This is a genomic window from Amycolatopsis sp. w19 (assembly GCF_051373225.1).
Classification (GTDB): Bacteria; Actinomycetota; Actinomycetes; order Mycobacteriales; family Pseudonocardiaceae; genus Amycolatopsis; species Amycolatopsis japonica.
The window spans coordinates 17,782-32,589 of the sequence record NZ_JBPQFM010000041.1; the positions used below are offsets into that span (position 1 = coordinate 17,782).

The following is a 14,808-nucleotide window of genomic DNA, read 5'->3' on the forward strand; positions in this document are numbered from 1 at the left end:
TTCCTAGTCGGGAGCCACCGAGGACCACGGCACCGTGAGTTCACCCAGCCGCCAGCGCGACGGCCGGTTCAGCACCGGCCAGCCCCGGGCGGTGAGCAGGTGGACGGCGTGCGCCCAGCGGGCACGGACGCCAAAGTTCTGGTGCGGCGCCGCCGTCGCCCAGCAGGTATCCAAAGTGGACAGTAGTTCGTGGACGCGTTCGCCGGGAACGTTGCGGTGGATCAGGATCTTGGGCAGTCGTTCGGCCACTGTGGACGGACGTTCCAGGCTGGCGAGATGTACCGACAGGGTCAGGGTGCGCGGTCCGTCGTGCCCGACGGCGACCCAGGTGCTCAGCCGCCCGATCTCGTCGCAGGTGCCTTCGACGAGGAGCCCGCCCGGTGTCATCGCGTCCAGCATGAGCGACCAGGCGCCCGGGACCTCGGCTTCGTCGTACTGCCGCAGGACGTTGAACGCGCGTACCAGCACCGGCCGCGTCCCGGCCAGTTCGAAACCGCCGCGCCGGAAGTCGAGCCACGGCTCGTCGGCGGCGGATTGCGCGACGGCGACCCGTTCGGCGTCCAGCTCCAGGCCCAGGACGCGGACGTCGCGGCGGACCGTGCGCAGCCATCGCGCCATCTCGACCGTGGTCACCGGTGAGGCGCCGTAGCCGAGGTCCACCACGAGCGGTTCGTCCGCGCGGTGCAGCAGCCGTGTCACGCCCGGATCGCTCGCGAGCCACCGGTCCACCCGCCGGAGCCGGTTGGGGTTGGTCGTGCCCCGTGTCGGTGCCCCGACCGGTTTCAGCGCTCGGCCAGCCATTTCGCGACGAATTCCGCCTCGCGCTCCAGCAGCTTGGTGACCTGTTCGGCGATCACGCCCTCCAGCTTTCCGCCGACGAACGGGATCCGCACCTTGACCTGGCCGCTGTTGACCAGCGTCGTCCGCTCGCCTTCGGCGGTCAGCGACGTCTTCGCGGTGATCTCGCCCGGCACGCCCGAGACCGCCGCCGTCGCGGTGCCGGTGTAGCCGTTCCCGGCCGCCTTCCAGCTCTGCTCGCGCTCGACGATCAGATCGCCCCGGTGCAGCGTCCGCACGGCCGACGGGAGCTTGTCCGAGCTGATGCCCTGACGCAGCTTGTAGCGCACTCCGTCCGCGGCCGGGACGTACTCCAGCAGCTCCGCGTCGTCGCCGCCGATCTGCTCCAGCCGCGCCCGCAGCGCCGCCTCGCCGGCGACCGCGTCGAACGTGGTCGCGAGGTCTGCGGAGAACGCTGAGCGGTGCTCGATACGGGAGGCCATGGCGCCAGACAGTACCGTTCACGGGCGTGAGCACTGCCGAAACTCCCACCCTCGCCGACCACACCACGTTGCGCCTCGGCGGTCCGGCGCGGCGTTATGCCGAGGCGAAGACCGTGCAGGCCCTGGTCGACGCGGTCCGCGAGGCCGACGAAGCGGGCGAGCCGATCCTGCTGCTCGGCGGCGGCTCGAACCTCGTCGTCGCCGACGACGGTTTCGAGGGCACGGTGCTGAAGGTCGGCAACACCGGCTGGACACGTGACGGAGATCTCGTCGAGGTCGCGGCGGGCGAGAACTGGGACGGTTTCGTCGAGGGCCTGGTCGCCGAGGGCATCGGCGGGCTCGAATGCCTCTCCGGGATCCCCGGTTCGGTCGGTGCGACGCCGATCCAGAACGTCGGCGCGTACGGCTGCGAGGTGGCCGAATCCCTGGTCTCGGTCGATCTCTACGACCGTGCCACCCGCGAAATCCGCACGCTGACCGCCGAAGAGCTCGGCTTCGGGTATCGCACGTCGATCCTGAAGGGGACCGACGCGGGCGTCGTGCTCACAGTGCGTTTCAAGGTCAGCGAAGACGGCCTCTCCGCTCCGATCCGCTACGCCGAACTCGCCCGCACGCTCGGCGTCGAGATCGGTGACCGGGTCCCGGCCGCCGAAGCACGCGAAGCGGTCCTCGGGCTGCGTCGTGGCAAGGGCATGGTCCTGGACGCCGACGACCACGACACCTGGAGTGCGGGCTCGTTCTTCACCAACCCGATCATCGGCGAGGCTCGGCTCGCGAAGGTGCTGGCAGGCATCGTGGACGTCGTCGGCGAGGACGTGCGCGTGCCGCAGTACCCGGCGCCCGGCGGCACGAAGCTGTCCGCGGCCTGGCTGATCGAGCGTGCGGGATTCGCGAAGGGGCACGAAGGGCCTGGCGGCCGGGTCTCGCTGTCGACGAAGCACACGCTCGCGCTCACGAACCGGGGTAAGGCGTCGACCGAGGACCTGCTCGATCTGGCGCGCGAAGTGCGCGATGGCGTCGAGGCTCGCTTCGGCGTTTCGCTGCACCCTGAACCCCTGCTCATCAACTGCGCGCTTTGAGCCACTCCCGCATTCAGAGGACGAAATGCGGGAGGTGAACAACCCGACGCCACCCTCGTGCGTCTATCACTCTGAGGGGCGAGGGTGAGTTCCGTCGCCGCGGGTAACGTCGGAGGGGTTCCCGGCGCTGAGCTGGTAGAAGCTCGCGGGGATCTTCATGGGAGGTACACGGTGATCGAACGGCGCACGGTGTTCAAGGCCGCGCTCGCCGCGGGTGCGGCCATGCTGGCCGCCGCCTGCTCCAGCGAAGAAGGCGGCAACGCCAAGCCGGAAGGCAGCGGTGGCGGGGAGCAGGGTGCCGCCCCGGTCGCGAAGATCACCGCCGAACCCGCCGCCGACGCCAAGGACGCGTCCGTGGTGACGCCGGTCGTGGTGAAGGTCGCCGACGGCAAGCTCACCGAGGTCAAGGTCACCGGAGACAGCGGCAAGGACGTCAAGGGCGAGCTTTCCGCCGACGGGCTCACCTGGACCAGCACCGAGGTCCTCGGCTACGGCAAGACGTACACGTACGCCGCGAAGGCCACCGGCAGCGACAACAAGCCCGCCGAGTTCAAGGGCTCGTTCAGCACGGTCAAGCCCGCCAAGGAGGTTCGCGCCACGCTGAACCCGACCGACGACGCCGAGGTCGGCGTCGCGATGCCGATCAGCGTGAAGTTCGCGTCCCCGGTCAAGGACAAGGCGGCTGCCGAGAAGGCGCTCAAGGTGAAGACCGACAAGGACGTCGAGGGCTCCTGGGGCTGGCTGTCCGACACCCAGGTCGACTGGCGGCCCAAGGAGTACTGGCCCGCGAACATCAAGGTCAACGTCGAGGCGAAGCTCTACGGCGTCGCGCTCGGCGGCGGCGCGTACGGCAAGGCCGACGTGACCACCGAGTTCAAGATCGGCCGCAACCAGGTGGTCAAGATCAACACCCCGGACCACGTGATGAAGGTCTACCGGGGCGGGTCGGAATCGGCGAGCTACCCGTGCTCGAACGGGCTCGACGGCGACGTCCAGCGCAACACCCCCAACGGCACGTTCATCGTGATGACGAAGGAGCCGACGGCGCGGTTCGACAACGCGCGCTACGGCTACACCAACGTCAACAAGAAGTGGTCCTGCCGGATCTCGAACAACGGCGAGTACATCCACGAGAACCAGGACAACGCGGCGAACATCGGCAAGGCCAACACCTCGCACGGCTGCGTGAACCTGCTCGAAGCGGACGCCAAGAAGTACTTCGACTCGGCGATGATCGGCGACCCGGTCGAGATCACCGGTTCGAAACTGGGCAGCCCGACCAAATCGGACGTCAAGAACTGGTTCTACGACTGGAAGTCCTGGAAGGCCCTCTCGGCTGTCAAATAGCCCGGCGCCATGTCGCGAAAGCCACTTTCGGGACATCAGACGTCCTGAAAGTGGCTTTCGCGACACCGGTCGGCCGACCTCATAAAGTGCGGGCATGAAGACCGAGGTAGTCGGCTACGGCGGGACCCGCATCGGGTTGTGGGTCGAGGGCGCCGAGAACACCCGTCCGATCGTGTTCGTGCACGGCTGGGCCCAATCCGCGAAGGCGTGGGCGCCCCAGATGGCGGATCCCGCGCTCACCGAGCGATTCCGCCTGGTCGCGATGGATCTGCGCGGGCACGGGGACTCCGAAGTGCCCTCCGCCGGCTACGACGATCCGCGGGTCTGGGCGGAGGATCTCGCCTCCGTTCTCGACTTCGCCGGTGAGGACGCGATCGTCGTCGGCTGGTCCTACGGCGGGCTGGTCATCACCGACTACCTCCGGGTGCACGGCTCTTCGCGGCTCGCCGGCGTCGTTTTTGTGGGCGCTATCACAGAAATCGGCAAGAACCGCCCCGGCGGCAAGGTCGGGCCCGCGATGCGCGACGCCATCCCGGCGGTCCTTTCCGACGATCCGGCGATCGCGATTCCCGCGTTGGTGCAGTTCAGCGCGCGGATGACGGCCGCCCCGGTGTCCGGCACGCTCACCCAATCGCTGCTCGGCGCCTGCCTTTCCACGCCGCCTGCGGTGCGTTCCGCGCTGTTCCGGCGTGACGTCGGGAGCGAAGACGTGCTGCGCGATCTGGACAAACCGGCACTTATCGTTCATGGTCTCGCGGACGCTGTGATCGACCCGACGTCCGCGGAGTACGCGGCGGGGAAGATTCAGGGGGCCGTCGTGCGTTGGCTACCTGAGGTGGGGCATCTGCCGTTCGCCGAAGCGGCGGACGAGTTCGGTGAACTGCTGCGCGGGTTCGCTGATCAGTAGGACTTCGGGAGTGTTGACCAGGTGACGATCCCTCTGCACGGGTTCGACGCCGCGCCCAGGCGCGTCGCGGTGCTGTCGTTGCACACTTCTCCGCTGGAGCAGCCGGGTACCGGCGACGCCGGCGGCATGAACGTCTACGTGAGCCAGACGGCCACCGAGATGGCCCGCCGGGGCGTCGAGGTCGAGGTGTTCACGCGGGCCACGTCCTCGGATCAGCCCCCGGTCGCCGAACTGGCGCCCGGCGTGCTGGTCCGGCACATCCCGGCCGGGCCGTTCGAGCCGCTGGGGCGTGACGAGCTGCCCGCGCAGTTGTGCGCCTTCACCGCCGGAGTGCTGCGGGCCGAGGCGTTCCACGAACCGGGCTACTACGACCTCATCCATTCGCATTACTGGCTCTCCGGCCAGGCGGGCTGGCTCGCCCGCGACCGCTGGGGCGTGCCGCTGGTGCACACCGCGCACACCCTGGCCAAGGTCAAGAACGCCGCGCTGGCCGAGGGCGACACCCCCGAGCCGCGCACCCGCGTGATCGGCGAGGAGCAGGTCGTCGAGGAGGCGGACTGCCTGGTCGCGAACACCCGCGTCGAGGCCCGTGAGCTGATCGAGCTGTACGACGCCGACCCGCACGCCGTGCACGCCATCCCGCCCGGCGTCGACCTCGACCGCTTCACGCCCGGTTCCCAGGCCGCCGCGCGCCGGGCTCTCGGCCTCCCGACGGACGCGATCGTCCTGGCCTTCGCGGGCCGGATCCAGCCGTTGAAGGCGCCGGACGTCCTCCTGCTGGCCGCGGCCGAAATGCTGCGCGAGCGGCCGGAGCTGGCGTCGCGGCTGGTGGTGCTGATCGTCGGCGGCCCGTCCGGGACCGGGCTGGAGCAGCCGCAGGCCCTGCGCGAGCTGGCCGTTTCCCTCGGGATCGAGGCGCAGACCCGGTTCATGCCGCCGCAGCCCGGCCGGTCGCTGGTCAACGTCTACCGGGCGGCCGACCTCGTCGCCGTGCCGAGCTACAACGAGTCGTTCGGGCTGGTCGCGCTCGAGGCGCAGGCCTGCGGGACGCCGGTGATCGCGGCGGAGGTCGGCGGGCTGCCGGTCGCCGTCCCGCACGGCGTCTCCGGGCTGCTCGTGCCGTCGCATGACGCGAAGGACTGGGCGGGCGCGCTCGCGAACGTCGCGTTGCGGCCCGGTTGGCGTGCCGAGCTTTCGGCCAACGCCGTCGTCCACGCGCGACGGTTCTCCTGGCGCCGGACGACGGACCGCCTGCTGGACACGTACGCTCAGGCGACCGGCGCGTTCCGGCGTGCCCTCGAACAGCGCGCGGAGGTGGCGGTTTGACGCTCGACGAGACCTTGCGGTCCTCTTTGGACAATGCGGGCCTGGAATACGAAAGGCGTGGCGAGGGAAGGTACTTCGTCACGTTGCCCGGCACCAAGAAACTGCAGACCAACTGCTGGCTGGTCGCCGGTGACCACGCTTTCGCCGTCGAAGCCTTCGTCTGCCGCCGTCCCGACGAGTCCCATGAGGACGTTTACCGCTTTCTGTTGCGCCGCAATGCGAAACTGTACGGCGTGCACTACACGGTGGACGCGATCGGCGATATCTACCTGGTCGGCCGGTTCGGTTTGGACACGGTCACCGAAGCCGAATTGGACAAGATCCTCGGGCAGGTGCTGGAGGCCGCCGACGGCGATTTCAACACGCTGCTGGAACTCGGATTCGCCGAATCGATCAAACGCGAATGGGACTGGCGCGTCTCGCGCGGCGAATCACTGGCGAACCTGCAGGCGTTCAAACATCTCGTCGAGCCTTCGAACGGGTACGAGCCGGGAGCCTTGACCGACTCGTGACCCGGACGGTGCAACGGCACCGTCGTCCGTTCCGTCTCTTTCCGCAGCACTGGAGGGAGACGGTTTTCATGCACAAGCGAGTGAGATGGGTCGCGGCCGCCGGCATCGTGCTGGCGCTGGCGGGCTGTTCGGCGAACGATTCCGGCGGTGAGTCGGCCGCGATGCCGATGTCGGCGGACACCAAGCAGGCGGCGCCCAAAGAAGGGGTGCCCAACAAGGAGGCCACCGACAGCAAGGCCGGTTCGGACAAGGCCCCGGCGCCCGCGGGGCAGCCGGGGATCACCGACCGCAAGCTGGTGCGCACGGCGAGCCTGGAGCTCACCGCCCCGAACGTCGCCGATGTGATCTCGCAGGTGCGCGTCATCACCCAGGGCGCCGCGGGCTACACCGGGCAGGAAAGCACCCAGGAGAAGCGCGCGTCGGTCAACGTCATCGTGCCCTCCGAACGCCTCGACGGCGTGCTGGACCAGCTCGGGAAGCTGGGGAAGCAGGTCCGGCGCGAGGTCACCGCGACGGACGTGACCGAGCAGATGGTCGACGTCGAATCGCGGCTGGCCACCCAGCGGGCGAGCGTCGAGCGCATCCGCGCACTGCTCGCGAGGGCGACGTCGGTTTCGGAGATCGCCTCGGTGGAGAGCGAGCTGACGAGCCGGGAAGCAGAGCTCGAGTCGCTTCAGAAGCGGCGCGAAAGCCTGGCGGGCAGTGTCGCCATGTCGACGATTTCATTGCAGGTGAAGGCGGAGACGGTCGCGGCGTCGGAGGAGTCCCGCAGCGGTTTCCTCGGCGGGCTGGCCGGCGGCTGGGACGCCTTCCTGACCTTCGGCGGCGGCCTGCTGACCGCGATCGGCGCGATGGCGCCGTTCCTGCTGGTCTTCGGCGTTCCCGTGGCCGCGCTGGTGTGGTGGCTGCGCAAGCGGCGCCGTCCGGCGGAACCCGCGATGGCGACCGCTTCGGATCTGCCGTCCGCGCCCCCGCTCGACTGAGCCGACCAAGTCCCCGGTGACCGTTCGGGGCTGGATGGACGACACGCGTGATCCGGCGGACGACACGCGTGACTGGATGGACGACACGACCCCGGCTGGTGTTCCGCCACGAGTCGTCCGCTCAATCACGTGTGTCGTCCATTCCGACACGCGTGTTGTCCGTTCAGTCACACGAAACCGCCACCCCGGCGCCGGCAGTGGATACCTGCCACGAACGAGGGCCCGGAAGATGAACAGGCGGGACGGCTCGAGGGAGGGGGGAGTCGCGATCTCGAGCCGCCCCGCTGAAGTTCCCGCCAAGGTGGACCCGGTGACGAGGGGGATGCCAACGGGGCCGGCGGGCGCCGCGACTCGGCAGGGGGGAGACGAGTCGCGGTCGTCACCCGCGTCGGGCCGGGGAGTGCGTGGAATCCGGCCGCGCGGGACCTAGTCAACCTGTCAGATCTCCACCTGTAATCACAAGACTACCGGTTACTCCGTTCGAGTGAACTTCGAAAACCGGGATAACGGAGTGCAGCCTGATTTCCGGGGAACGGGACTTGTTGGCAACCCGTCTTCTGGACGGGTGAAGGTGTTACTCGCGGGTAACGCACTCTCCGTAGAAACAAGGTCAAGCGCAGCCCTCTGACCGGCGCTTCCGCTCCCTCTGGCAGGCTGAACCCCATGGCTGAGCTTGGGACTCTGGTGCTGCTGCGTCACGGGCAGAGCACGTGGAACGCCGAAAACCTGTTCACCGGCTGGGTGGACGTGCCGCTGTCGGAGCAGGGCGAGCAGGAGGCGCGCAAGGGCGGGCGGCTGCTCGCGGAGTCCGGCCTGCTGCCGGACGTCGTGCACACGTCGCTGATGCGCCGGGCGATCTCGACCGCCAACCTGGCGCTCGACGCCGCCGACCGGCACTGGATCCCGGTGAAGCGCGACTGGCGCCTCAACGAGCGCCACTACGGCGCGCTGCAGGGCAAGAACAAGAAGCAGACCCTCGACGAGTTCGGCGAGGAGCAGTTCATGCTCTGGCGCCGCTCCTACGACACCCCGCCGCCCCCGATCGACCCGGCCGACGAGTTCAGTCAGGTGGGCGACGCGCGCTACGCCGCCCTCGGCGACGCCGCCCCGCTGACCGAATGCCTCAAGGACGTCGTCGCGCGGCTGCTGCCGTACTGGGAGTCCGAGATCGTGCCGGATCTGCGCGCGGGCAAGACCGTGCTGGTCGCCGCGCACGGGAACTCGCTGCGGGCGCTGGTGAAGCACCTCGACGGCATCTCGGACGACGCGATCGCCGGGCTCAACATCCCGACCGGCATCCCGCTGCGTTACGACCTCACCGAAGACCTCAAGCCCGTCACCGCCGGTGGCACCTACCTGGACCCGGAGGCCGCCAAGGAAGCCGCGGCCGCCGTGGCGAACCAGGGCCGCTAGACCCACGCATTTCGTCCTCTGGATGCGGTAGTTCGCTCTCGAACCACCGCGTTCAGAGGACGAATTGCGTCAGGGGAGGGCTTGGACCGACTCGATGCCGGCCGCCTTCCACCCCTCGGGCAGGCGCTGGAGGCGCAGGACGATCGGCAGGTACCGCTTCGACGCCTGCCCGGCCGCGTCCGTGACGTCCGACGTCGCGAAGAGCAGCACGCTCGCCTTGTCGTCCACGACCTCCATGACCGCCGCGGCCGGGTTCGGCGCCAGCGACGCCTTCGTGCCGCCGGACCGGATCTGGTTCAGCCGAGCCGCCTTGTCCTGCTGGAACTGGGTCAGCAACTGCCCGGTCGACACGGACTCGTAGCGGGCGTACGTGCCTTCCGGGTCGGCCGGATTCACGTTCAGCAGGGCCTCCGCGGCGCGCAGGGCACCGTCCCGCGCGGAATCCCGCACCCGCGCGAACACCCGGTCACCCGCGCCCGGCTTCTCCGCCGCGGGCGGGGAGTCCGCCGGATTCACCTTGACCTCGCCGATCCGCCAGCGGTCACCCTCGCGGACGGTCGCGAGCAGCACCGACGCGATGCCCTTGCTGGTGGCGCCCGCCCTGGTGCTGCTCTGGTCCAGGACCGTGAGCACCCGCGCCTTGTCCGGCGTCTGCTCGACCGCCGCCGACACGATCACCTTGGTCACGAGCTTGATCGGCTCGGCCGATTTCCGGACCTCGGCGAACAGTTTCGCCAGCTCGTCGCGCGCGCCCGGCGTCACGTTGTCGGCGAGTGCCTTCTCGTAGGCGGGCACGGCCGTGCTGTCGTAGGAGAACACCGCTTCGGCGGCCGTCTTCACCGCCGTGAGCACGGACGCCGTCTTCGCCGGATCCACCAGCGCGAGGTTCGCGGGCGGGCTCTCCGGTTCGGGCCGGGCGGTGCCGGAGACCGTGGTGGTGCAGCCCGCGAGCGCGAGCAGCACGGCCAACCCCGCCCAGCGCCTCACAGCAGGCCGAGTTCCCGTGCCCGGGCGTCGACCTGCAGACGCGACGTCACGCCGAGCGCGACCAGCAGCTCCGAGACGCGACGCTGATAGGTGCGCACGCCCATGCCGAGGCTCTTCGCGGCCTTCTCGTCCTTGCAGCCGGTGGTCAGGAACTCGAGGATCTGCGGTGCCTCCATCCGGATGTCGGCGAACCGCGCGTCGAACGTCTCCAGGGTGGTGGACGCGAGCCAGGCGGTTTCGAACAGCGACAGGATGCCCTGCACCAGCTCGGGGCGCGAGATGACGCTGTAGGAGCGCACCGCCTTGCCCTCGTCGCCGGCCATGATCGCGACCCGCTCGTCGAGCAGGATCGTCTCGTTGATCTCCTCGGTGCCGATCCGGATCTGCGCGCCGAGACCGGACAGCCGGTGCAGATGCTGCGCGGTCTGCTCGTTCAGCAGGACGCCGGGGCGGTACAGCTTGCGGATCCGCTTGTCGTGCACCAGCCGTTCGCCCTGCCGCGTGAGCGACGGCCGCGAAAGCGCCCAGGTGTAGAGGTCGTCGGCCGCGCACGCGATGTCGGTCGCCGCGACGAACAGATGAGCCGTCCGGTCGAACAGCTCTTCTTCTCCGCGAATCAGGGAGATGTCACTGACGAGTTCCACGGCGACAGTCTTCCAACATTCCCCGGGGGCCGTGACGGGAACGTCGCTATTCACCGGTGAACGATCACGACGAAAGTCGGAATCCGGGCATCACGCGGCGACGATGTCCCCGGTTCGGGTGACCCGGCTCACCCAGGAGATCTCGGCCAGGGATCGGCCACGTGAACGGCGGCCGACCTGCAGGCGAACAGGGGCTCCCCAGGTGTCATAGGCATCACGAGTACGCGGCCGGGACTAGGCCAAAAGACTACCCACGCGCTTACGATTCCCCTGTGACCACGCCTGTTGCACTCGCCCTGGCCGTCGGCGGACTGATCGTCGGTGTGGTTTTCGGCTTCCTGATCGCGAGGGGCCGCGCCCGCCGCGAGGAGCGGCGACCGACCGGTCCCACCGTGGCCGAACTGCTCGAACGCCTCGTGCGGTCCAGCAACAACGGCGTCGTCGTCCTCAACAGGTTCGGCGACATGGTCCTGCACAATCCGCGCGCCTACGAACTCGGCCTGGTGAAGGTCAACCAGGCCGATCCGCGGGCCCGCAAGGCCGCCGAGCAGGTGGTCGAGACCGACGAGCCGATGGAGATCGACCTTTCCCCGCTGGAGGCGAGGGGCCGTCAGCCCGAGGCCGTCCTCGGCGAGGTCCGCCCGCTCGGCGACGGGTTCACCGTGGTCGAGGCGGTCGACCACTCCGAGGCGATCCGGCTCGAAGCCGTCCGGCGTGACTTCGTCGCGAACGTGAGCCACGAGCTGAAGACGCCGGTGGGTGCGATCGCGCTGCTCACCGAGGCCGTCCTCGACGCCGCGGAGGACACCGAGGAGGTCCGCCGCTTCGGCGGCAAGATCCTCCGCGAGTCGACCCGGCTCGGCCAGCTCGTCACCGAGCTGATCGCGCTGTCGCGGCTGCAGGGCGCCGAGCGGCTGCCCGACCTCAACGTCGTCGAGGTCGACGCCGTGGTCCGCGAGGCGCTCGGCCGGACGACGCTTTCGGCGGAATCCGCCGAGATCACCATCACCACCGACGCGGCCAGCGGCCTGCTCATCGAGGGCGACCGGACGCTGATGGTCACCGCGCTGTCGAACCTGCTGGAGAACGCCGTCGCGTACTCGCAGCCGGGCAGCCCGGTGTCGATCAGCAGGCGGCTGGTCGACGGCAAGGTCGAGATCGCGGTGACCGACCGCGGCATCGGGATCGCCGAGGACGAGCAGCAGCGTGTCTTCGAGCGGTTCTACCGCGCGGACAAGGCGCGGTCGCGGGCGACCGGCGGCACCGGGCTGGGGCTGGCGATCGTCAAACACGTGGCCGCCAACCACGGCGGTTCGGTCGGCCTGTGGAGCCGTCCCGGCACCGGGTCGACCTTCACCCTGCGCATCCCCGCGCACATCCCCGCCGAACCGGCCGCGCCCGTGAAACAGGCTCCGCCGGCCTCCCGGCCGGAGAAGACCCCCGAGCGGACACCCCGTCTCGTGGCAACAGGGCAAGAAAGCCCCGACCATGGAGGAAACCTGTGACGAGGGTTCTCATCGTCGAGGACGAAGAGTCGTTCGCCGACCCGCTCGCGTTCTTGCTCCGCAAAGAGGGCTTCACCGCCGCCGTCGCCGTGACGGGGCAGCAGGCGCTCGAGGAGTTCGACCGCAACGGCGCCGACATCGTCCTGCTCGACCTCATGCTCCCCGGTATGAGCGGCACCGACGTCTGCAAGCAGCTCAGGCAGCGTTCCGCGGTACCGGTGATCATGGTGACCGCGCGCGACAGCGAGATCGACAAGGTCGTCGGGCTGGAACTCGGCGCCGACGACTACGTCACCAAGCCGTACTCGGCCCGTGAGCTCATCGCGCGGGTGCGGGCGGTGCTGCGCCGCGGCGGCGAGCCGGGCTCCGAAGGCGACCTCGCCCCGCTCGTGCTGACCGCCGGGCCGGTGCGGATGGACGTCGAACGGCACGTGGTGACCGTCGACGGCCAGGAGGTCTCCTTGCCGCTCAAGGAGTTCGACCTGCTCGAGTACCTGCTGCGCAACGTGGGCCGCGTGCTCACCCGCGGGCAGCTGATCGACCGGGTGTGGGGCGCGGACTACGTCGGCGACACCAAGACGCTCGACGTCCACGTGAAGCGGCTGCGGTCGAAGATCGAGCCGGACCCGGGCTCGCCCCGGCACCTGGTCACCGTCCGCGGCTTGGGCTACAAGTTCGAGACGTGAGCTGAAGGGGGACTTTCCCGGCATAAGACGCGGTGAAGGGGCCCGGCAAAGTCGTCGTCAGAGGGCACCTTCGAGGTGAAGTGCCCGATTCAGGCGTTTTGCGAAGTGGTCGTGAGTGTTTTTGGTCGTTCTAACGACCAAAAACACTCACGACCTCAATCAAAAACCGTGCGAATAGGTATAAAACGGACATTTGCCTTTACTTGGAACCGGGCGCTGCAAGATCGCGACTGCCTCCGCCGATGGGTCGACCAGGCGCGGAGGCCTTCACGCGGAGCTCCTGCGATGCAGATCACGGTTACGGTTTCGTGACCTGCCGCGGGGGCGGGTACCGTAGACGCTCGTGCGCCTAGGGGTACTCGACGTCGGTTCCAACACCGTCCACCTGCTCGTGGTCGACGCCCACCGTGGCGCCCACCCGACCCCGATGCATTCCGAAAAGGCCGTCCTCCGCCTCGCCGAGCAGATCACCCGCAACGGCGACCTGAGCCGCGCGGGCGCGGACAGCCTCGTACGCGCGGTCGAATCGGCGAAGGCGGCCGCGGCCCGGCTGGGCTGCGAAGAGGTCATGGCGTTCGCCACCTCCGCGGTCCGCGAAGCCAAGAACGCCCCGAAGGTGCTGGCGAAGGTCCAGGAGCAGACCGGCGTCGAACTGAAGGTGCTTTCCGGGATCGACGAGTCCCGGCTCACCTTCCTCGCCGTCCGCCGCTGGTTCGGCTGGTCGGCGGGCAAGCTGCTCGTGCTCGACATCGGCGGCGGCTCGCTCGAGATCGCGATGGGCCGCGACGAGGAGCCGGACCTGGCCGAATCGCTGCCACTGGGCGCGGGCCGGACCACGCGGACGCGGTTCCAGCACGATCCGCCGTCCCGTTCGGAGCTCATCGCGACTTCGGTGTGGCTCGAAGAACAACTCGCCCCGCTCGCGAAGAAGGTCGCCAAATTGGGTGAACCCGATCGTGTCGTGGCGACCTCGAAGACGTTCCGGTCACTCGCCCGGTTGACCGGAGCGGCGCCGTCGGCCAGCGGGCCGCATGTGCGCCGTACCCTGACCGACACCGCGTTGCGCCAGCTCATCGCGTTCATCTCCCGGATGACCGCCCAGGACCTGGCCCAGCTCGAGGGGGTCAGCGCGAGCAGGTCGCATCAGCTGGTGGCCGGCGCGCTCGTCGCACAAGCCACCATGCGGGCGCTTTCCCTGGAAGAACTGGAGATCTGTCCGTGGGCGCTGCGAGAAGGTGTCATCCTTCGACGGCTGGACCATTCGAACGGTGCGGACGAGACTGTGGGCGGCAGCGCCCGACTGGACTTAGTCGACGGAGAACGGGCACGGTGAAGAGGTGACGGAAATGCGGATGACGGTGGATAGCGCGCGCGACGCCGCCGATGCCCCGTCGCGTGCCGGTTCACAACGGCTCGAGCGCGCATTGGACAGCACGGTATGACGGACGAGACAGAGAGCGGCCAGCCACAGAAGACCGTGGCGGAGCTGCTCGCGCAGCATGGAGCCCAGCCCGAAGGCGGGCGCCGCAGGCGACGCCGCGCGGCCGACGACGAGGGCGAGGCTCCCGAGCCCACTCGCGGACGGCGCGCGCCGTCGGTGAGCGACACCGCGCCGCAGGCGATCATCGACAGGGTGTCCGGCGACACCCCGCCGCCCGCCAACCGTCCGCCGCGCCGCGCGCGCCCGCAAGACTCCGGAGCGCGTCCGCTCCCGCAGCCGCAGCAGGATTCCGCGCCGCTGCCGGTGCCGCCGAACGCCCCGACCCGGCAGACGCCGCCGGTGCGCCCGCCGCAGGAGCAGAGCGGCTATCAGCAGCGTCCGCCGCAGCAATCCGGGCAATTCGTCCGGCCGACGCCGCCGCCGGAGCAAAGCGGTTACCAGCAGCGCCCGCCGCAGCAGTCGGGTCAGTTCGTGCGGCCGACGCCGCCGCAGGAGCAGTCCGGCTATCAGCAGCGGCCGCCGGATTCCGAGGGGCTGCCCCCGCGCGGCCGTCCGCGTCCGCCCGGCCCGGAGGAGACCCGCGGCGCGGTGCCGCCGGTCCGCCGCCGTCCCGAACCGCCCGCCGGGCCCCCGTCGTCGGGGCTTTCGGCGAGACTCGACGGTGGCCTCGACGCCCCGGCCGAAGACGTCCAGGACCC

Annotated in this window: 14 protein-coding genes and 1 pseudogene; 11 read left to right on the top strand and 4 right to left on the bottom strand. The window is 69.5% G+C overall.

Features of this window, described 5'->3' with window-relative positions:
* Positions 1-3 precede the first annotated feature (3 nt).
* Positions 4-801 carry a class I SAM-dependent methyltransferase gene (locus ACSMFO_RS38985; RefSeq protein ID WP_436462402.1) on the bottom strand — a complete coding sequence of 266 codons (798 nt, stop codon included), beginning with the start codon at positions 799-801 and terminating at the stop codon, positions 4-6.
* Positions 783-1,280, bottom strand: a complete 498-nt coding sequence (locus ACSMFO_RS38990) for a DUF2505 domain-containing protein (protein WP_436462403.1) — start codon at positions 1,278-1,280, stop codon at positions 783-785. Before ACSMFO_RS38990 ends, ACSMFO_RS38985 begins: the two co-directional genes overlap by 19 nt.
* 26 nt (positions 1,281-1,306) lie before the next feature.
* Here ACSMFO_RS38990 and ACSMFO_RS38995 point away from each other — a divergent pair, with 26 nt between their 5' ends.
* The 7 genes from ACSMFO_RS38995 to ACSMFO_RS39025 all read left to right on the top strand — a co-directional run bounded on the left by ACSMFO_RS38995 (position 1,307) and on the right by ACSMFO_RS39025 (position 8,847).
* The gene (locus ACSMFO_RS38995) at positions 1,307-2,359 is read left to right on the top strand and encodes a UDP-N-acetylmuramate dehydrogenase (RefSeq protein WP_436462404.1); all 1,053 of its coding nucleotides are present in this window, start codon (positions 1,307-1,309) and stop codon (positions 2,357-2,359) included.
* A 171-nt stretch (positions 2,360-2,530) separates the two neighbouring features.
* Positions 2,531-3,706 (top strand): L,D-transpeptidase, encoded by a 1,176-nt coding sequence (locus ACSMFO_RS39000; protein ID WP_038520179.1) that lies wholly within the window; start codon positions 2,531-2,533, stop codon positions 3,704-3,706.
* A gap of 94 nt (positions 3,707-3,800) precedes the next feature.
* Positions 3,801-4,613: an alpha/beta fold hydrolase gene (locus ACSMFO_RS39005; RefSeq protein ID WP_436462405.1), complete on the top strand. Its 813-nt coding sequence runs from the start codon at positions 3,801-3,803 to the stop codon at positions 4,611-4,613.
* Positions 4,614-4,634: 21 nt separating this feature from the next.
* Entirely contained in the window at positions 4,635-5,939 is a 1,305-nt protein-coding gene (gene mshA / locus ACSMFO_RS39010; RefSeq protein ID WP_083649906.1) for a D-inositol-3-phosphate glycosyltransferase, read from the top strand.
* Positions 5,936-6,451, top strand: coding sequence for a YbjN domain-containing protein (locus ACSMFO_RS39015; RefSeq protein ID WP_436462406.1), 516 nt, complete (start codon positions 5,936-5,938; stop codon positions 6,449-6,451). Before mshA ends, ACSMFO_RS39015 begins: the two co-directional genes overlap by 4 nt.
* 68 nt (positions 6,452-6,519) lie before the next feature.
* The gene (locus tag ACSMFO_RS39020) at positions 6,520-7,434 is read left to right on the top strand and encodes a DUF4349 domain-containing protein (RefSeq protein WP_038520171.1); all 915 of its coding nucleotides are present in this window, start codon (positions 6,520-6,522) and stop codon (positions 7,432-7,434) included.
* Between the two features lie 663 nt (positions 7,435-8,097).
* On the top strand, positions 8,098-8,847 hold the full coding sequence (locus ACSMFO_RS39025; protein ID WP_436462407.1) for a phosphoglyceromutase: 750 nt from the start codon (positions 8,098-8,100) through the stop codon (positions 8,845-8,847).
* A 69-nt stretch (positions 8,848-8,916) separates the two neighbouring features.
* On the opposite strand, the gene ACSMFO_RS39030 is transcribed toward ACSMFO_RS39025, so the two are convergent.
* Positions 8,917-9,834, bottom strand: coding sequence for a hypothetical protein (locus tag ACSMFO_RS39030; RefSeq protein WP_436462408.1), 918 nt, complete (start codon positions 9,832-9,834; stop codon positions 8,917-8,919).
* Positions 9,831-10,478 carry a DNA-binding response regulator gene (locus ACSMFO_RS39035; RefSeq protein ID WP_350579420.1) on the bottom strand — a complete coding sequence of 216 codons (648 nt, stop codon included), beginning with the start codon at positions 10,476-10,478 and terminating at the stop codon, positions 9,831-9,833. The genes ACSMFO_RS39030 and ACSMFO_RS39035 overlap by 4 nt, the downstream gene beginning before the upstream one ends.
* A 272-nt stretch (positions 10,479-10,750) precedes the next feature.
* Between ACSMFO_RS39035 and ACSMFO_RS39040 the strand changes: the two genes are divergently transcribed.
* From ACSMFO_RS39040 to ACSMFO_RS39055, 4 genes and pseudogenes are all read left to right on the top strand, one after another.
* Complete coding sequence (locus tag ACSMFO_RS39040; RefSeq protein WP_038520162.1) at positions 10,751-11,983, top strand: sensor histidine kinase; 1,233 nt, start codon at positions 10,751-10,753, stop codon at positions 11,981-11,983.
* Positions 11,980-12,669 carry a response regulator transcription factor gene (locus tag ACSMFO_RS39045; RefSeq protein WP_005167072.1) on the top strand — a complete coding sequence of 230 codons (690 nt, stop codon included), beginning with the start codon at positions 11,980-11,982 and terminating at the stop codon, positions 12,667-12,669. Before ACSMFO_RS39040 ends, ACSMFO_RS39045 begins: the two co-directional genes overlap by 4 nt.
* Positions 12,670-13,012: 343 nt before the next feature.
* Positions 13,013-14,002, top strand: coding sequence for a Ppx/GppA phosphatase family protein (locus ACSMFO_RS39050; RefSeq protein ID WP_037333010.1), 990 nt, complete (start codon positions 13,013-13,015; stop codon positions 14,000-14,002).
* Positions 14,003-14,107: 105 nt separating this feature from the next.
* Positions 14,108-14,808, top strand: a pseudogene (locus ACSMFO_RS39055) (hypothetical protein); the annotation flags it as partial.